Source organism: Staphylococcus sp. HMSC65H10, assembly GCF_001839185.1.
GTDB lineage: Bacteria > Bacillota > Bacilli > Staphylococcales > Staphylococcaceae > Staphylococcus > Staphylococcus simulans.
Map to the genome: position 1 here is coordinate 1 of NZ_KV840364.1, position 18,642 is coordinate 18,642.

Below are 18,642 nucleotides of genomic sequence, written 5' to 3' on the forward strand. Positions count from 1 at the left end.
TTTATTTTGGACTGTATTTATGTCCCAGCCCCTTGTTCATTAGCTATATTATTGAATGGATGCGCCAAGCAATCCGAATCCGATTGAAATAATGACTAATGCAACACCAAAAATAATAGAAACTTTTCCTGATAACTTACAAGTTTTATACAGTAAAACACTCAATAAATAACCAGAAAGTAAAGTCTGTAAGTTAAATACGCTAAGTACTTTATTACCTGGGTCAAATATATTCAAGCTTGTGATCGAAATTTTCACAATATCTAAACCAACAATCACTTGAATCACTAAGACAATCAGTGCTACTAATGAGCTGATTAACAGCGCAAATAATGTTCCCGCAAAAATGCTTTTCTTTTTCACATTAGATTTGAAAATACGCGCAATTGCCCATACGATTAAAAATGCGATAAGTAAATAGAAAAGTTGTGAGAAGAGGCCTCCAATAACAGTGACTGGTCCCATAAACGATCTAGCTTGTTCAACTTGTGCTTGATTCATATTTGGGTTGGTTTGTTTCATGAGTTCTGTCCAATCACTAAAAGCGAAAGTCAACCATAGTGAACTAATAACTACGACAATCCAAATAATTAAATTAAGTATCCATTTTGGACGTTCTCTGAATTTGCTAAAGGAATCCCCTAGCAGTAAGTTAGAATTTTCCATATGCTACTCCTTATGTAAGATTTATTAAGAGCGTATCATAGTCATTAATTTTAATAAATGGTTTTTCTAAAAATGATAAAATTTTTTATTGATGTTTTAATCATTTGATTTCATTGTTAATGAGCGTTGCTTAAATTAGTAGACAACTTTAAAGATTATAAATATCTAACTTTATTAATGTAAAGGTATTCATTTATTTTTAAGTTGTGATATTATGCAATTGTGAGTTTAAAATTAATCGTTAGGAGAGAGGATTAGTGTGAAAAAGAAAATGACATGGATAATTTCAATCATTGCGGCAATTCTACTATTATTTATTATCGCAATCATTGTTAAAAATGCTGAAGGCACATCAAATAAGGAAAATACATATAGTGTCTATAAAGCTAAAAAAGAAAGTCCGCTAACTATGCAAGGTAAAGCTTCTCCAGAAACAGTGAAGTCTTACCAAAATAATTCAACTATCGGTACTTATATCAATACTACTGTTTCAAATGGTCAAGATGTTGAAAAAGGTCAACAAATTATCAGCTATGATACGAGCCAGAATCAACGTCAAAGCTTACTTGATAAAGTGAACCAATCAGAACGTGCAAGACAAAAAGCGCAAGAAAGTGTCAATCGTGCACCAAATGATGAGCAAGCCAACGAACAACTATCAGAAGCACAAGCAAACTTAAATAAAGCGAATCAATCATTAAATCAATTTGATCAACAAATTAACGATAGCTTATTTGCGGCTTTCCCAGGAAAGATAGAAATTATGCAAGAGGATTATCCTAATGAAGGTGAAACGATTCTTCAATTAATTTCAAAAGATCCGCAAATCAAAACAACAGTAACTGAATATGATTTGAATAAAATTAAAGAAGGACAAAAAATTGAATATAAGGTCAACAGCACAGGTGACAAAGGGACAGGTGAAGTTATAAAGATATCTGAACTTCCAACAAGTTATGAAGACAGTCTGAATGAAAATGCGATGAGTGGTGCTTCTGCTGCAGGTGCTTCTGAAGAAGAAGGAGCAGGACAAGCTTCGAATCCTGTTATGAATGATGTATCAGGTAAAGACAGCTCAAACGATGCTTCGAAATATAAAGTGCTTATTGGTCATTTATCTTCTCCAGTACGTGCAGGTTTATCACTAGATGCTTCTGTCGCTACTGACAAAATTAAAATTCCTCAAAATGTATTGGACAAAGATAATACAGTTTATGTTCTAAATAAAGAAAATAAAATTGAAAAACGTAAAATCAAAGTAGAAAAGAAAGAGGGTTCTATTTACGTTAAGTCAGGATTGAAAGAAGGAGAACGTTTAGTTCAAAATCCTAAATCATCTCTAAAAGAGGGAGATAAGATTGAGGTGAAAGAATGATTAAGTTAGAAAACATCAATCGTTCTTTTAAAAATGGAGATAAAGTGAATCATATCTTAAAGGATATTTCCCTGGAAATAAAAAAGGGCGAGTTTATCGCAATTATGGGACCTTCTGGTTCAGGTAAAAGTACGTTGATTAATATCATAGGTTTCATTGATAGAGGCTATGAGGGCGAATACTTATTTAATAACAACAATTATAAAAAGAGTTCGGATAATCAATTAGCTGAAATTAGAAACCAAGTTGTAGGTTTTGTCTTTCAAAATTTTAAATTGATACAAAATAACACAGTGCTAGAAAATGTAAGTATTCCTTTAGTTTATGCAGGTATCGGAAGTCAAGAACGAAAGCAGCGTGTTTTAAATACACTGCATAATGTCGGGCTCTACGATAAAGAAAATTTTGTGCCAAATAAATTATCTGGCGGTCAACAACAACGGGTGGCAATTGCGCGTTCCATAGTGAATCAACCAAAGTTTATTATCGCAGATGAACCTACGGGTGCACTCGACTCAAAAACTTCAGAAGATATAATGGAATTATTTATACGTCTGAATCAAGAACAAGAGACAACGATGATTATGGTGACACATGATAGAGCAGTAGCTGAAAAAGCAGATCGCATCTTCCACATCTTGGATGGGCGCATTCAGGAAGAAGAGGTGATAAAATGAGTCGATTATCTAATATACTCATTGTTTCACTACGTTCAATCATGAAAAATAAGCGGCGTAATATCTTCACGATGATTGGGATTATTATTGGTATTGCGGCTGTGATTACTATCATGGCTTTAGGAAATGGATTCAAAAAGACCGCAAATGAACAGTTTTCAGATTCAGGTGCGTCTAAAGATGCTGCGCTTATTAGCTTTATGCAGTCTACGGATGCTGATATAAAAACAGAGCCTTTTGCACCTAGTGATATTCAATTAGCGGAAAGAGAAAAAGGAGTAGAAAAAGCACAGATTAAAAAAGATAAAGATCAAGCATTTACAGCTAAAGTGACGAATTCACGTAAAAATGGCAATGCAAATATTTACGTGAAGGACCAATTTAGCAATGTAGATGAAGGTCACGGTTTTAATCAAGGTGATAATGCGATTGAAAACAAAGTTGTAACCATTGATAAGAAATTAGCTGAGGATTTATTTGATAAACCTAAAAAAGCAGTTGGACAATCACTATTTATTAATGGACAAGGATTTAAGATTGTCGGTATAACCACGGGTGATGGCTTTGAAAATAATGTCGTACATATGCCGACACAAACGCTTGAACATTATTTACCTAATCTAACGCAAGATTTTGCACAGTTAGAAGTTAAGATCGAAGATGGTTATAACAAAAAAGAAGTAGGTGAACGTGTCGCAAAGGTGTTATCGAAAAAAGGAAGCGGCCAAGCAGCAGGTAGTTATCAATATTCAGATATGGAAGAAATGATGAAAGGCATCAGTAAAATATTTGATGGAATTACGTACTTTGTAGCAGCAGTCGCAGGTATATCTCTATTCATTGCAGGTATTGGTGTGATGAATGTGATGTACATTTCCGTTGCGGAGCGTTCAGAAGAAATCGCAATACGTCGCGCGTTCGGTGCTAAAGCAAGAGATATTGAGATACAATTCTTAGTTGAAAGTGTCGTACTTTGTTTAATAGGTGGCATTATCGGATTATTATTAGGTATCGGAATTGCTTTGCTTGTCGATGTAGTCACACCTGATTATATCAAGAGTGCTGTAAGCTTAGGATCTGTTTTACTCGCAGTGGGTGTATCAACTTTAATTGGTATTATATTCGGTTGGATACCAGCACGTGCAGCAGCTAAAAAAGAATTGATTGATATTATTAAATAAAAAGAAAGCAGACCGAGAGTTGAAAAGTTCTCTGGTCTGTTTTTCTGGATATATAGCACTTCAGCAGTTGATATTATAAAATAGTGGTATATGTGAAAAGAAAGAAATTGTAAAAAGAGAAGGGGCACAAACATGGATATTAAACAAATGGGATATTTTATTGCAGTTGTACAATATGGCGGTATGACAAATGCCTCTAAAGAACTTTATATTGCACAGCCCACAATCAGCAAAGCAATCAAAGATTTAGAAAACGAACTGGGCAGTGCGTTATTTGATCGTAGTAAACGTCATTTAACTTTGACAGACAGCGGAGAGATTTTCTATAAGAAATCATTGGAAATTATGAATTTGTTTGAGAACCTGCCTAAAGAAGTGAATCAGTTAAAGGGACTTGAAGCGGGTCATATCAGTATTGGATTATCAGCTGTCATGAACATGAATAAATTCATTGATACACTAGGTAATTTCCATCAAATGTATCCAAATATTACGTACAATTTGGTAGAGGATGGCGGGAAGGCATTAGAATCTCAAATCATCAATAATGAAATTGACATTGGCATTACAACTTTGCCTGTAGACAGTGCTATCTTTGAATCTATTCCACTTTATACAGAGGATATTTTGTTGGTTGTTAGTGAAACACATCCATTCGCTGGACGTGAAATGGTAGAAATGCATGAGTTAGCAAATGAAGATTTTATATTGTTTAATGAAGATTTCTATTTAAACGATAAAATTATAGAAACAGCTAAACGTTCTGGTTTTGTGCCTAAGACTATTTCCAAAATTTCGCAATGGAACTTTATCGAAAACTTATTAACAGCTGGATTAGGAGTCAGTATCCTACCAGAAAACATTGTGAAAATGCTGCGTGGGCCTATTCATAGTGCGAAAATTAATGATGCTTCTATGAGATGGCAACTAGGTGTGATTTGGAAAAAAGAAAAGTATATCAACTATGCGACAAGAGAATATATTGATTACATGAAATCATCATTAACTATATAAAACTAGACAAAGGACGTCACTTTTTGCGACAACATAAGGGCGTCCTATTTTTATTAGATTGTAATATACCTAAAGGGGGTATATGATAAATGTGGGAGTAAAGAAAGGGTGAAAGGTACGTTGAAAAGAATCGGAATGGTTATGTTAACGTCGTCTCTGATACTTACTGCTTGTTCAAATGATCAAGAGGACACACAAACCTCAAGTCAAAATGCTCAAAATACAACACAAGATAAACAGACTTCAAAAGAGGGAGAACATCACATGGGGCATCATCATGGTCAAATGCCTGAACATATGCATCATGCACGTCACAGTCAGTTTGATGAGGGGGATGATGTTAGATTAAAAGAAGGCCACATGCCAGGCATGATGAATGCTGACGGTAAAGTTAAAGGCGCTTATAATACATGTGTGTACGAAGTCAGCTATCAACCAACTGATGGCGGTAAAAAAGTTTCTCATCACAAATGGGTCGTGAATGAGGAAATAGAAAATGCACCGAAAGAAGGTTTCAAAAAAGGGGACACTGTTACTTTGAAAGCGAATCATATGAAGGGTATGAAAGGTGCGAAAGCAACAATCGATAAAGTAGAAAAAACAACAGTTTATACAGTGGACTATAAAGATAAAGATAATGGCAAGATGGTTAAGAATCATATGTGGATGACTGAAGATGAATTGTCACCAAGATAAGTAAAGTTCACTAGAATGTCATAATGGGGTATAAAGCGAATGTTTAAGAGGTTGCACAGATCATACAATTATATTTAACGGTATTTTCAATGCTTTCATTTCTAAAGCAAGACAGTTGTTCGGTAAAATGAACAGCTGTTTTTGTGTGCTTTTAAATTTATTGTTAAGACTGTCAGAAAGGGGTATATACGTTATGGAACAAGATTGATGGTAACAAAAGTTCGTATTTGGAAGAAAAGTAATCGATGTTATCGCTTTCATAGAAAAAAGTAATAGGTAGTATCTAAAATCGATATTTTTATTATACACAGAATTGTCATAGAATAAGGAATGTAAGTCAAAAGAATGTGTATAAATAGTGATGGACACTAGATTCAGACACCAGAATCGATTTGGAAATGACCATTTATACGCTTATTTTTAAGGAAAGGTGTTAGCTTATGACATCGAAGGTTTTAAAGATTATCTTCCAAATTATCTTGATTATGGGCATCACGTATTTAGGCAACACCCTTCAGCACCTTTTGCATATTCCATTAGCTGGAAGTATCGTCGGCCTAGGACTCTTTTTCCTACTATTACAATTTAAAATTATACCTGTCAAATGGGTCGAAGCGGGTTCCAACTTCTTGCTAACAACGATGGTGTTTTTCTTTATCCCTTCCGTCGTTGGTGTAATGGATATCATAGGTGACATACACCTCAACTTTATTTTGTTCTTCGGCGTCATCATTCTCGGAACAATAGCTGTCGCTTACGTCTCTGGGCTAATTGCTGAGAAGATGGCCAGAAGACAACATGGTGGTAAGGGGAGTCACACATCATGATTATTTTAAAAGACATCATAATGATAGTACTGACAGTGGTTATGTATCTTGCAGCGAAGAAGCTGCACAAGAGATTTCCTAGCCCATTCTTAAATCCAGCCCTAGTTGCTTCAATTGGAATTATAATCGTGTTATTGTTGTTCCGTCAGAATTATAATTCTTACATGGCAGGCGGCCATTTAATTAATTACTTGCTGAGCTGTACGGTTGTTTGCTTAGCTTATCCGCTTTATATCAATCGCCATAAAATATTTGAAAACTTCAATATTATTTTTACAAGCGTATTGACTGGCGTATTACTCAATTTTGTGTTAGTTTATTCGTCGTTGAAGATTTTAGGCTTCAATAAAGAAGAAATTGTCACATTATTACCGCGTTCCATCACAGCAGCGGTTGGTATCCAAGTATCTCACCAAATGGGCGGTGCAGATACAATTACAGTACTATTTATTATTACCACTGGCTTAATCGGCAGTATGCTCGGCTCATTGCTGTTGCGTATGGGGAACTTTAGAACTTCCATTGCAAAAGGGCTTGCATTTGGAAATGCATCACATGCGTTCGGAACAGCAAAAGCCTTAGAATTAGATTTAGAATCAGGTGCATTCAGTTCAATTGGTATGATTCTGACTGCAGTCATCAGTTCAGTGTTGTTACCAATCCTGATTATTCTTTTTTATTAGCATTAGAATATATAGACACACTTTGCATAACGCAGCATCAAACACTAACTAAAGGGTAGTTTGAATACAGTTACTTTTTTAATGAATAGAAAGGGGCTATTTTTAAAATGGCAAAAATTAAAGCAAATCAAGCACTTGTAGAAGCTTTACTACAATGGGATATTGATCACTTATATGGTATCCCAGGCGACTCTATCGACGCAGTAGTTGATAGTTTACGTACAGTAAGTGAACAAATTAAATTCTATCATGTTCGTCATGAAGAAGTAGGAAGCTTAGCAGCTTCAGCTTACACAAAACTTACTGGTAAAATCGGCGTATCATTAGCAATCGGTGGTCCAGGTGCGATTCACTTATTAAATGGTATGTATGACGCTAAAATGGATGGCGTTCCTCAATTAGTGCTAGTAGGTCAATCTAATAGTACTGTACTTGGTACTAAAGCTTTCCAAGAAACAAATTTATTATCATTATGTGAAGATGTTTCAGTATACAACCGTCAAATCTCAGAAAAAGATGACGATATCTTTGGTATCGTAAACGAAGCTATTAAAACAGCTTACGAGAAAAAAGGTGTGGCAACTTTAATCTTGCCTAACAACTTATTAACTAACAAAGTTAAAGATACAACTAATAAAGTTGTAAACAAAAAACGCCCAACAATCCCAGCACCAAACACAGCTAAAATTAAAAAAGCTGCAAAATTAATTAATAAAGCTAAAAAACCTGTAATGTTAATGGGTACTGGTGCAAAACATGCTGGACCTGAAGTAGAAGCTTTAATCAATAAAGCACAAATCCCTACAATCATCACTTTACCAGCTAAAACAATCATTCCAGATGACCACCCATATAACTTAGGTAACATCGGTAAAATCGGTACAAAACCTGCATATCAAGCAATGCAAAATGCTGACTTATTAATCATGGTAGGTACAAACTATCCATATGTTGACTACCTTCCTAAGAAAAATATCAAAGCCGTTCAAATCGACATTGATCCAAGTGCAATCGGTCACCGTTTCAAAGTAAATGCTGGAATTATCGGTGACGCTAAAATCGCGTTAACTGAATTAACAAACCTTGTTAAACCAGTTAAAAATCGTAAATTCTTAAAAGAAGCATTAGATAACATGGCTACTTGGAAAGAATGGATGGAAAAAGACCTTAACAATGATTCTTATCCAATCCGTCCAGAACACTTGATGCAAGCTATCAACAGAGAAGCAGACAATGACGCTGTATTCTCAATTGATGTTGGTACTTCAACAGTATGGTCAACACGTTACCTAAACCTTAAACCAAGTAACGAATTCATTATTTCTAGTTGGTTAGGTACAATGGGTTGCGCGTTACCAGGTGCAATTGCATCTAACGTAGCATTCCCTAACCGTCAAGTTATCGGTATCGCTGGTGACGGTGGTTTCCAAATGGTAATGCAAGACTTCGCAACAGCTGTTCAATATAACATGCCAATGGTTATCTTCGTATTGAACAACAAACAATTAGCGTTCATCAAATACGAACAACAAGCAGCTGGTGAATTAGAATATGTAATCGACTTCTCAGATATGGATGTTGCTAAATTCGCTGAAGCATGCGGCGGTGCTGGTTACACATTAGAAGATCCAGCAGACATCGATACTGTTGTTGAAGCTGCATTAAATGAAAACAGACCAACAATCGTAAACGTACATGTTGATGCGAACGCTGCACCACTTCCAGGTAAAATTGTACCGGATGAAGCAATCAACTATGCTAAATGGGCATACAGATCTATTACTGAAGATAAAAAATTAGACTTTGATGAAATCCCACCACTTTCAGTAGCAGCTAAACGTTTCTTATAATATTTAAGAAATGAACTGAATACTCAATTTCGACGAGTAGTGCATTTTGCATTACTCGTCTTTTTTTACATCGAATTGATATTGAAATATTCTGTCAACTCCACTATACTCTAGTTATTCATGAAAAAATACATAGAGCGAAAGCAGGCGATACATGTGGACTTTTTTTATTTTCCAGTAGATGAAGACATAAAGTTAGCACAACCTGAAACATTCATGGCTGAACCTTTATTTCAAGTGATTGAACAAGATAGAGCATTTCTTTCAACGTATTTACCGTTCATTGATCATACATTAACGGTGGAAGATGAACTCAACTTCATTAAGTTAATGTTGAAGAAACAGGCTGCAGGTGAACATCGCCTTTTTGTGATTTACTATCGAGACCAAGTAGTTGGCACTATTGATATACAGCAAATTGATTTAGAAAATAAAAAAGCTTTTGTAGGATATTGGTTGCAGAGTAAGTATAATGGCTTAGGAATCATTGCCCGTTGCCTACATAAAATCTGTGATTTTGCATTCAATACTTTGGATTTAAATAAGTTATCGCTGCACATCAACACTAAAAACAAAGTCAGTCAAAAAGTCGCAGAACGTGCAAACTTCCGTTTTGTTGGAACGGATAAAGATGAGTCATTTGAACGTGGACAATTTGAAGACTTTCATAGATACGCTTTGCTGAAACATGAATTCAATACAGAAACTTCATTGTAAATTAAGATAACACTTATCAACTTTATAAAAACGTTGTTATACTGATGTTATAAAGAAAGATAGGAGTTGTTGGTGTTGAGCGAACGTAAATTAGTGGCAGAAACAGAAATTGAAGTAAACGGCTATGATATTGATGCGATGGGTATCGTCAGCAATATTGTCTATGTCCGTTGGTTTGAAGATTTAAGAACAATATTTGTAAATAAGCATCTAACCCCTTCTGAAATGTTGAAACAAAATATTTCACCTATACTTATGCATACTGAAATTGATTATAAGATACCACTTACTATTCACGACAAACCCGTTGGCAAATGCTGGTTAACGAAAATCAGTCGTTTAAAATGGGTGTTTGAATTTGAAATCAGTACAGGTAATCAAATCCATTGCCAAGGTATGCAGTATGGCGGGTTCTACAATATTGTTGAACAAAAAGTAGTACCAGTACCTGATGCTTTCAGAGTTTTATAAGCTACATTAAATCTTCGGAAAATGAATGTTTTTCGAAGATTTTCATATACATAGAAAGAGGATTGATAGTCATGACTGAACATCCGCATTTAAAAGCTATAAAAGCAGCATTTCCTCAAACAATTCCAATTTTTGCAGGGTTTTCATTTATTGGTATTGCTTATGGTATTTATATGCATTCATTAGGATTCCCACCAATTTATGCGATGCTGATGAGTTTGTTGATTTTTGCAGGATCCATGGAATTTGTGGCCGGAAGTTTATTATTAGTTCCATTTAATCCATTAAGTGTCTTCGTATTGACACTTATGCTGAATTCCAGACACTTATTTTATGGTATTTCCATGTTGGACCGATTTAAAGGGACAGGAAAATATAAGCCATACTTAATTTTGGGGATGTGTGATGAAACCTTCGTAATTAATAATATGGCGAATGTACCTAAAAATGTCGATAAGACCTTATTTATGTTCTATGTCACATTGTTAAATCAATTTTATTGGTTTTTCGGTACGACAATCGGAAGTCTGTTCGGTGTCTTTATTAAGTTTGATACAAAAGGCTTAGATTTTGTGATGGTCGCTCTTTTCGTTGTAATCTTTTTAGAGTCTTGGTTGAAAGAAAAGAATCATGTAAGTTCATTAATTGGGTTGGCTATCCCTATAATTTGTTTGGTCATCTTCGGACCTAATCAATTCATCTTACCTTCAATGATTTTAATTGTGCTCGCATTGACTATCCTCAGAGGATATTTCGCAAGAAAGGGTGTGGCTTAATATGACCTTAACCCAACAAATTTTAACGATTGCGGTTGTTGTGATTGGAACGATGTTGACACGCTTCTTGCCGTTTTTAATCTTTTCTAAAGATAAAGAAACACCAAAGTTTGTACAATATTTAGGCGCTGTACTTCCTGCAGCGGTATTTGGTTTCTTAGTCGTTTATGCGTTACGTAAAACGCCTATCTTAACTGGCAATCATGGGCTGCCAGAGTTGATGGCGATTTTAGTGATTATTATCTTGCATGTGATTAAACGTAATATGTTGATTTCAATTGCGGGTGGTACAATCGCTTATATGATATTAGTTCAATTTGTATTTTAAAAAGCAATCCTTACATTTACTTAATTTTTAAAGTGAAATGTAAGGATTGCTTTATTTTAGATGAATGTAAGGAATTGTTATGGTAAGAAAAGTTTTGAATACTATCGCAACTGTTGTTCTTCAAAGTGATTAAGTTTCCAAATAATCACAGATACTAACCAAAACAATAAGAACACGCCAACGAGCAGATAACCTAAATGATTAAATTCAATTGATGCAACTTCATCCCAAAAAGGACTGTGCAATTTAAAATGTTCGCCAATCATTTGTAGTATTTCTACAGTACCGATTATCAACGCAGCTATGACGGAGATGGCGGTAATGGTAATATTGTAATAAATTTTACGAACTGGTTTTAGAAATGCCCAGTGATAAGCAGACTTCATGAGCGCGCCATCTAGTGTATCTAATAAACTCATGCCTGCCACAAATAATAATGGAAGTGCGATAATGCCAGCAAAAGGCAATGACTGTTCAGCAGCTCCAGATGATAATGCAAGCAAAGCAATCTCACTTGCAGTATCAAAGCCTAATCCAAATAGGAAACCTAATGGTAAAACGTGCCAACTTCTGTTGATGAATTTAAAATAAGGACCAACAAATCGTTGAATAAGCCCTCTAGAAGCTAACAATTGATCCAGTTCATCGTCAGAAACTTGTTCAAAGCGTAAACGCATAAATAAACGAATCAATGACACTAAGATAATTAAGTTCAAAATACCAATTAGTAGTAGAAACAGACCAGAAACCATCGTTCCGATGATTCCACCTATAGCTTGAAAGAGGGGCATCTGTCGCTGTGCCCATGATACTGAAACACCTAATAAAAGTGCCATGATAAAAACTACGCTGGAATGGCCGATAGAAAAATAGAAGCCAACACCTGACGGATTTTGTTTTTCTTGCATCAGTTTGCGAACTGTATTATCAATAGCTGCAATGTGGTCAGCATCAAATGCATGACGTAAACCTAGTGTATATGCTAAGATACCCATTCCGAATAAAATAGGGTGTGTATGTGCACCCATCCATAAACAAGTAACACCTATCAGGTGCAATAATATAATAATGATTAAATAAGGAAGCATATCTTTAATATGAGTAGTCCTGATGTTCAATAGCGTCATCTGCTTTCTGCATTTTATAATTTAGTCAATATAATAAATTAACTATGAAAGAACTCTATTATTTTAATACGAATAAACAAGTAAGTAAATAACTAAAAGAGAATGGAGCTATTGTATTGAAAAAGTGATTTTCAAGTCTGCATAGGGTAAGTGAAAATAAGGATATATAGTGAAAGAGAGGTTTTTATCTGTGTCAGATATTGATTATATTTCATCTTTTGATGGTGTGAATCTCTACAGTAAAATTACGTTAGGTGAACAGCCAATGGCTAATTTGATTATTGTACAAGGATTGTCAGAAGAATTAGATGACTATGATGGTGTGGCTTCAACATTTAATGAATATGATTATAATGTCATTCGTTATGATCAACGAGGTCATGGTAAAACTCCTGGTGACAAAAATCTTTATGAACATGTAGATATCGTCGTAGAAGATTTAAAGGCTGTTGTAGATTATGTTAAAGCACAATTGACAGGAAAAATATTTATTTTAGGCCATGGTGTAGGCGGTACAATAGCGACATTATTTGGTATACGTTATCCGAATGCAGTGCACGGTTATATTTCTGCAGGTGGTTTGTCTCCAACGGGGCAACCTGTCTTTCGTGATGATGTGGTGGATCATTCAGCAGAAATAGAAAATCAGGATGAAGAAGCGGATATTGAGAAACATAAAAGAATCAAAGCATTTAGAGAAGCGGTCCGAGATATGGATATCGAATTTTCTAAGTTTGAAGACAAAGTGTTGATTATGCATGGTGGCAGTGACCGCATTGTAAGTTCTGATGATGCAATCCAATTCTTCAAAGAAGCTAAAACCACACATAAATCATTAAGAATTTATGACGGGTTAGATCATGAGTTATTAAATGTAAGTTCATATCGCGGTATGTTATTATCAGATATTGTAAATTGGTTAGATTTTGAATTATCTATGGAGAACATTGATAAGTAAGCACACCAAGAATAAACAACAATTCAACTGATTCAAGGAGTTTGAAAGAAAATGAAGAAAACACAACCGACCTTACATGATATTGCGAGAATTTCTGGCTTGTCGATTGCGACGGTCAATCAAATATTAGAAGATAAAAAGCATGTTTCTAATGATCAAGCACGTGCACGTGTAGTGGAAGCATTAGAAATGTTAGGCTATGAACCGAGTCGATATATTCAATCTTTACGCGGAGAAAGTATTAAAACAATCGCATTTATTATACCGAGACACGATGCTTACTATGCCTCTGTCATTGATGCGATTGAGCATCAACAAGGTTCAGAGTCTATTCGAATTATTGCGATGGCATCTAATGAACAAGTACAACGTCAAGATGAACTGATTGATTGGTTTGTATCACAACAAGTAGATGGTATTATTGTTTCGCCAGTTTCAGCACAAATGCGTATTTCAAAACGTTGGAGAGACATTCCAATGGTAATTATTGATAATCAAATTGAGGATGAACAGATACCTTACATTGGGTTAAATCATGAAGATATAGCCTATCAAGCTGCTGAACATTTATTGAAACAAAACCATCAATCAATCGCTTTAATTTTAGGTAATCCTGCTTCCAGTGCAACAGCTGATACAAGAATGGGATATAAAGCAGCATTAGAAGATTTTGAACAACAAATGGATGAACGACTAATTTCATATCAATATACTGATTTAAGTTTACAAGCTACAGAAAAATACGGCTATAACACCGTCCAGCAACTCTTTGCGCAATCAAATCATCCAACTGCATTGATTGCTTCGAATCATGCGATGTTGTCTGGTATTTTACAAGCACTTAAAACAAAGGAATTAAAAGTGCCTGAAGATGTTGCAATTGTTACATTAGAAGAGAATAGTTGGAATAAAGTACATTATCCATCATTAACCGCTGTAGGTATTCATGCTGAAACTATCGGCGCATCAATTTTTGCACGCTTAAAACAATTTTTTGAAGGAGAAAGTGAACAAATTCAATCAGATTGGTTAATGGCACAGTTAAATGTCAGAGACTCTAGTGTGCACTCATCTAAAAATGAATAAAAAATAAACAGACTTAGAAACAATGTCTTAAAGAAAGGGAGAAAAGACAGGTTTCTAAGTCTGTTTTTTAGGGATTTTAGAAATGATATACTAGGGATTTTTCAATCAAACGTCATCTCGATTTGGGACAACTGAACGTGCATTTTGTCTGCATACGTGAATAAGGGCAATAGTAGAGACAACAATACTCATAATAATGGCTATGACAGCACCCGATTCTGGATGGTCAACGTGTCCTGTTTCTGGCAAGTCAGCGTATGATGCGGTTTCACCCTGATAGTGTGAGCCTGCATCTTCGCTTTTTGAAGTTGTTGCTGATGCTTGATGCGCATAGGTTTGTCCTGCTGTTGCTTTTGAGGTTGTGGACTCAGTATCTGCTTCTTTACGATTTCTTTCTGCATCTGCGACATTTGTCTTTGAAACATTTTCTGCAAGGGAAGGATCGGGTTCAACATCAGCAGCTTGAGCCACATCAGTTGGATGCGATGTAGGGATAAATGTTTCAGTTGTTTGAGCAGTATCAGTATTTTCGACCAAAGCGGATAATTCAGCGGACTGTTCATTTGCGTAATCATGACTTTCAGCAGCATTCATCACTCCAGGCATATTAAAGAATAGTAAACCGCTTAAAGCTAGCGTAGAAACATGAAGCAAGCTTTTCTTTTTACTTAACTTCATAGGCATGAAAACAACACTCCTATTTCAAAATGAAAGTGTCATGTCATCCATGGTGTTATGAGTATGAGGTATAAACTGTCGGATGAAACAGACAAAACGACAACGAAGAAAATTGATATACACATGCGGATATGTGAGAGATAGATTTCTGGTGTACGGCTTTATGGGATAGTATTGCTTTCCGCAGTGATTCGGCGTTATCATCAATTTCTTCACTTCAAGCATGGCATAGGAATATTAAGCTAACTTAAAATTGAGTTTAAAAAAGGATAAACTTCGTAAATTTTCAGTATATTAGAACTTTTTTGGTATTAAATTGCTCAAAATCCTACGGTATCAAGCATTTTAGCTTTTACCCGATAAAATCACCCGAATTTGTTGGTTTAAAGTTATTTACTAAAGTGTTATAGTTGCTAATGGAAAATAATTTGTATAGACAAATAACAATAAAAGTCTAAAGGGAGTCTTTTAATGTTGTTTTAGGGTTAACAAGATTATTTTTATTAATGGTAAGTGTTTAAATTAATTGCTATCGTTTAAACTAATTGTGACAACTTTATAAACGTTATGATTATAATTACTCTTTATATTTAAAAATAAAGAGTAATAATAGTCATAATAAAGAGTTTGTGAAATTATTCGCAATTTGTTCACAAAATGTTTGCAAAAGGTATTGAAAACGCTTTATCAAAGGTAGTATGATGTCGGTGGTAGGAAAATTAAATATATAGTAGGAAAAGAGGTCATTTGGCATGGATATTATTTTGGGAACTGGGACGTTGTTGCTAGTCCTTCTAGCAATGTCGTTATTCTTAAAATTTGCTCCTTATGGTAAACAGGGGCTACAAGCACTTTCAGGTGCAGCATGTGCAACATTTTTACCGCAAGCATTCTTAAGTTATGCGATCGGTGGCGTGTTCCACTTGGAATTCTTCCAAAGAATTGGAGACTTAGCAGGAAGCTTAAGTGGTATTGCAGTAGGTATTTTAACTGGTTTGAAATTGGGAATCTCTCCAGTCTTCGCAGTTATCATTGGTTTAGTTTTACATGATCAAAAATTATTACCGGCATTTATCGCTGCTTACTTAGTGAGCTTCTTGATTAAATTGATCGAGAAAAAAGTACCAGAAGGCTTAGACTTAATTGTCGTAATCTTAGTCGCTCCGGCATTAGCATTCGGAATCGGCGGATTAATTTCACCAGGAGTAATGGCTGTGTTAAGACAAATCGGTGGTGCGATTACAGCAGTTGGTGACAATAATCCTTACGCTTTAGCAATTATTTTAGGCTTAATCATTCCGGTGGTAGGTATGACGCCATTAAGTTCTATGGTATTAACAAGTTTACTTGGTTTAACAGGTGTTCCGATGGCTATCGGTGCATTAACAACTACAGGTTCATCATTCGTTAACTTTATGATGTTCAGAGCACTTAAAATCGGCGGCTTAGGTAAAGCCTTCGCAGTTGCAGTAGAACCTTTAACACAAATCGATACAATCGCAAAATATCCGATTCAACTTTACGGCGCAAACGCCATAGTCGGTATGTTTACAGCGACAATTGTTACGATTGCAGGTTTAGTTATTAATGTAACGGGAATGGCAACACCAATAGCTGGTGCAATTGTATTGTTTGGATTTAACAAACCAATTCCATCACTTATTACTATCGCAGCTGTTATCGTGACAGCAATTATCCTTGGTTGGATTTTAGGTAAGATTATGAGCAAAATCAACTTCAAGAAACTATCAGACAAATTACCTGAAGGCAAAGCAGAACCGTCAAAAGCAAATTAATTAAGCATTTCTTATAAAGAGATTAAGGAGATGACAATACGCTATGGCACGTAAACATGATTACCAAAGCGCATTTGATATAATCGGTCCAGTTATGATGGGACCATCAAGTTCACACACTGCAGGTGCAGTAAAAATCGGTAACGCAGCAAGAATGGTACTTCAAGGAGAACCTGAAGATATTGAAGTTCATTATTATGAATCATTTGCACAAACACACTTAGGACACGGTACAGACGTTGCAATCGTTGGTGGCTTACTAGGATTCAGCACTTTCGACGAACGTATCAGCAATGCAGTAAACATTGCTAAAAACGATGGTATCGATGTTCGTTTCATCGAAGAAACAGGAAGAAGTTTAGGAGAGCATCCTAACTGTGCATTAATTAAAGCAAAACAAGGTGATCGTCACATCGAATTGAACGGAATCTCAATCGGTGGCGGAACTATTAAAATTAAAAGCATTAACGTCAATGGTCAATGTATTCTAATGAACCACGGCTTACCATTATTAGAAATCGATGGACCAACTGACAATGCGACAATCAACCATTTAATCAATGATTTAATCGAACACGGTGCAGACATCAACGAAGAAATCAAAACGATTAATCCAGATGGCTGTTTAATGGCTTTACACTTAAACAAAGCCTTACCAGAAGAAGCACTTAGCGATTTAAGAGAGAAATATAGCGACTTAAACTTTGCATATATAAAATAAAGAGGTGTAATGTATGTTTGATTCAATTAAAGAGATCATAGATTATGCGAATAAACATGATATGAAATTCTCAGAAATTATGATTGAAGAAGAGAAAGAATTAAGTGGGAAATCACGTGATGAAATCCGTGAACAAATGAGACAAAACTTACAAGTAATGCGCGACGCAGTTGAAAAAGGGACAACTGGCGAAGGCGTTAAAAGTGTAACAGGGTATACTGGTCAAGACGCAATTAAAATTAAAAACTATAACGAAAACAACCATGCGCTTTCAGGTAATGAAATGATGAGTGCCGTTATGGGTGCAGTTGCGACAAACGAAGTGAACGCAGCAATGGGTATCATTTGTGCTACTCCAACAGCTGGTTCCTCCGGTACAATTCCAGGTACACTATTCAAATTAGAAAAAACACATGGCTTAACTGAAGATCAAATGGTGGACTTCTTATTCACAGCAGCTATCTTCGGCCGTGTTGTAGCAAACAACGCAAGTGTTGCTGGCGCAACAGGCGGTTGCCAAGCTGAAGTTGGTTCAGCATCAGCGATTGCTGCAGCAGCTGCAGTTGAAACATTCGGCGGTAAACCAGAAGCTTCAGGTCAAGCAATGGCTATCGCAATCAGTAACTTATTAGGTCTAGTTTGTGACCCAGTTGCTGGTTTAGTAGAAATTCCATGTGTAATGCGTAACGCAATCGGTTCAGGTAACGCATTAATCTCAGCTGACTTAGCATTAGCTGGCGTGGAAAGCCGTATCCCAGTAGATGAAGTAATTGAAGCTATGGATAAAGTTGGACGTAACTTACCAGCTGAATTACGTGAAACTGGTCTTGGTGGTTTAGCAGGTACACCGACAGGTGAAGCAATCAAACGTAAAATCTTCGGTGACTCACAAGTTAAATCATAATTGCCTGATGAATATGTAAATTTCATTAAAAGTTAAATTGATAAATTCAAGAAACACGCAACCTGAAAAAGGTTGCGTGTCAGACCGTAGACAAACTACCGTTATAACTTG

At 35.6% G+C, this 18,642-nt stretch carries 20 protein-coding genes; 17 read left to right on the forward strand and 3 right to left on the reverse strand.

Annotated elements, in window-relative coordinates:
• Positions 1-48: 48 nt before the first annotated feature.
• On the reverse strand, positions 49-666 hold the full coding sequence (locus HMPREF3270_RS08665; protein ID WP_070847763.1) for a YIP1 family protein: 618 nt from the start codon (positions 664-666) through the stop codon (positions 49-51).
• Between the two features lie 259 nt (positions 667-925).
• Between HMPREF3270_RS08665 and HMPREF3270_RS08670 the strand changes: the two genes are divergently transcribed.
• The 12 genes from HMPREF3270_RS08670 to HMPREF3270_RS08725 all read left to right on the forward strand — a co-directional run bounded on the left by HMPREF3270_RS08670 (position 926) and on the right by HMPREF3270_RS08725 (position 11,261).
• A complete protein-coding gene (locus HMPREF3270_RS08670; RefSeq protein WP_002479833.1) occupies positions 926-2,041 on the forward strand; it encodes an efflux RND transporter periplasmic adaptor subunit in 1,116 nt (371 codons plus the stop codon).
• Positions 2,038-2,718, forward strand: coding sequence for an ABC transporter ATP-binding protein (locus HMPREF3270_RS08675; protein ID WP_002479832.1), 681 nt, complete (start codon positions 2,038-2,040; stop codon positions 2,716-2,718). The genes HMPREF3270_RS08670 and HMPREF3270_RS08675 overlap by 4 nt, the downstream gene beginning before the upstream one ends.
• Positions 2,715-3,899, forward strand: a complete 1,185-nt coding sequence (locus tag HMPREF3270_RS08680) for an ABC transporter permease (RefSeq protein ID WP_070847760.1) — start codon at positions 2,715-2,717, stop codon at positions 3,897-3,899. Before HMPREF3270_RS08675 ends, HMPREF3270_RS08680 begins: the two co-directional genes overlap by 4 nt.
• 132 nt (positions 3,900-4,031) lie before the next feature.
• The gene (locus tag HMPREF3270_RS08685) at positions 4,032-4,913 is read left to right on the forward strand and encodes a cidABC operon transcriptional activator CidR (RefSeq protein ID WP_070847757.1); all 882 of its coding nucleotides are present in this window, start codon (positions 4,032-4,034) and stop codon (positions 4,911-4,913) included.
• 135 nt (positions 4,914-5,048) lie between these two features.
• Positions 5,049-5,609, forward strand: coding sequence for a YdhK family protein (locus HMPREF3270_RS08690; protein WP_070847766.1), 561 nt, complete (start codon positions 5,049-5,051; stop codon positions 5,607-5,609).
• Between the two features lie 440 nt (positions 5,610-6,049).
• A complete protein-coding gene (locus HMPREF3270_RS08695; RefSeq protein WP_002479828.1) occupies positions 6,050-6,436 on the forward strand; it encodes a CidA/LrgA family protein in 387 nt (128 codons plus the stop codon).
• The gene (locus HMPREF3270_RS08700; RefSeq protein ID WP_002479827.1) at positions 6,433-7,119 is read left to right on the forward strand and encodes an LrgB family protein; all 687 of its coding nucleotides are present in this window, start codon (positions 6,433-6,435) and stop codon (positions 7,117-7,119) included. Before HMPREF3270_RS08695 ends, HMPREF3270_RS08700 begins: the two co-directional genes overlap by 4 nt.
• 107 nt (positions 7,120-7,226) lie before the next feature.
• Positions 7,227-8,969, forward strand: a complete 1,743-nt coding sequence (locus tag HMPREF3270_RS08705; RefSeq protein ID WP_070847755.1) for a pyruvate oxidase — start codon at positions 7,227-7,229, stop codon at positions 8,967-8,969.
• Positions 8,970-9,125: 156 nt separating this feature from the next.
• Positions 9,126-9,686: a GNAT family N-acetyltransferase gene (locus HMPREF3270_RS08710; RefSeq protein ID WP_070847751.1), complete on the forward strand. Its 561-nt coding sequence runs from the start codon at positions 9,126-9,128 to the stop codon at positions 9,684-9,686.
• Positions 9,687-9,758: 72 nt separating this feature from the next.
• A complete protein-coding gene (locus HMPREF3270_RS08715) occupies positions 9,759-10,157 on the forward strand; it encodes an acyl-CoA thioesterase (RefSeq protein ID WP_037557637.1) in 399 nt (132 codons plus the stop codon).
• 71 nt (positions 10,158-10,228) lie between these two features.
• Positions 10,229-10,933, forward strand: a complete 705-nt coding sequence (locus HMPREF3270_RS08720; RefSeq protein WP_070847749.1) for an AzlC family ABC transporter permease — start codon at positions 10,229-10,231, stop codon at positions 10,931-10,933.
• Position 10,934: 1 nt separating this feature from the next.
• Entirely contained in the window at positions 10,935-11,261 is a 327-nt protein-coding gene (locus HMPREF3270_RS08725; RefSeq protein WP_023015108.1) for a branched-chain amino acid transporter permease, read from the forward strand.
• 101 nt (positions 11,262-11,362) lie between these two features.
• On the opposite strand, the gene HMPREF3270_RS08730 is transcribed toward HMPREF3270_RS08725, so the two are convergent.
• Positions 11,363-12,388, reverse strand: a complete 1,026-nt coding sequence (locus tag HMPREF3270_RS08730) for a HoxN/HupN/NixA family nickel/cobalt transporter (protein ID WP_070847744.1) — start codon at positions 12,386-12,388, stop codon at positions 11,363-11,365.
• Between the two features lie 190 nt (positions 12,389-12,578).
• Between HMPREF3270_RS08730 and HMPREF3270_RS08735 the strand changes: the two genes are divergently transcribed.
• Positions 12,579-13,346 (forward strand): alpha/beta hydrolase, encoded by a 768-nt coding sequence (locus tag HMPREF3270_RS08735; RefSeq protein WP_002479820.1) that lies wholly within the window; start codon positions 12,579-12,581, stop codon positions 13,344-13,346.
• Positions 13,347-13,397: 51 nt separating this feature from the next.
• Positions 13,398-14,432, forward strand: coding sequence for a LacI family DNA-binding transcriptional regulator (locus HMPREF3270_RS08740; protein WP_070847741.1), 1,035 nt, complete (start codon positions 13,398-13,400; stop codon positions 14,430-14,432).
• A gap of 105 nt (positions 14,433-14,537) precedes the next feature.
• Here the strand turns inward: HMPREF3270_RS08740 and HMPREF3270_RS08745 are convergent, their stop codons facing one another.
• Positions 14,538-15,116 (reverse strand): prolipoprotein diacylglyceryl transferase, encoded by a 579-nt coding sequence (locus HMPREF3270_RS08745; protein ID WP_057509998.1) that lies wholly within the window; start codon positions 15,114-15,116, stop codon positions 14,538-14,540.
• A gap of 746 nt (positions 15,117-15,862) precedes the next feature.
• On the opposite strand from HMPREF3270_RS08745, the gene HMPREF3270_RS08750 reads away from it, so the two are divergent.
• From HMPREF3270_RS08750 to sdaAA, 3 genes are read left to right on the forward strand one after another with little or no spacing between them, the layout of a single operon-like run.
• On the forward strand, positions 15,863-16,906 hold the full coding sequence (locus HMPREF3270_RS08750) for a PTS sugar transporter subunit IIC (protein WP_002479817.1): 1,044 nt from the start codon (positions 15,863-15,865) through the stop codon (positions 16,904-16,906).
• A 43-nt stretch (positions 16,907-16,949) separates the two neighbouring features.
• Positions 16,950-17,627, forward strand: coding sequence for an L-serine ammonia-lyase, iron-sulfur-dependent subunit beta (gene sdaAB, locus HMPREF3270_RS08755; protein ID WP_002479816.1), 678 nt, complete (start codon positions 16,950-16,952; stop codon positions 17,625-17,627).
• A gap of 13 nt (positions 17,628-17,640) precedes the next feature.
• Entirely contained in the window at positions 17,641-18,531 is an 891-nt protein-coding gene (gene sdaAA, locus HMPREF3270_RS08760; RefSeq protein ID WP_002479815.1) for an L-serine ammonia-lyase, iron-sulfur-dependent, subunit alpha, read from the forward strand.
• The last annotated feature ends 111 nt before the right edge of the window (positions 18,532-18,642 follow it).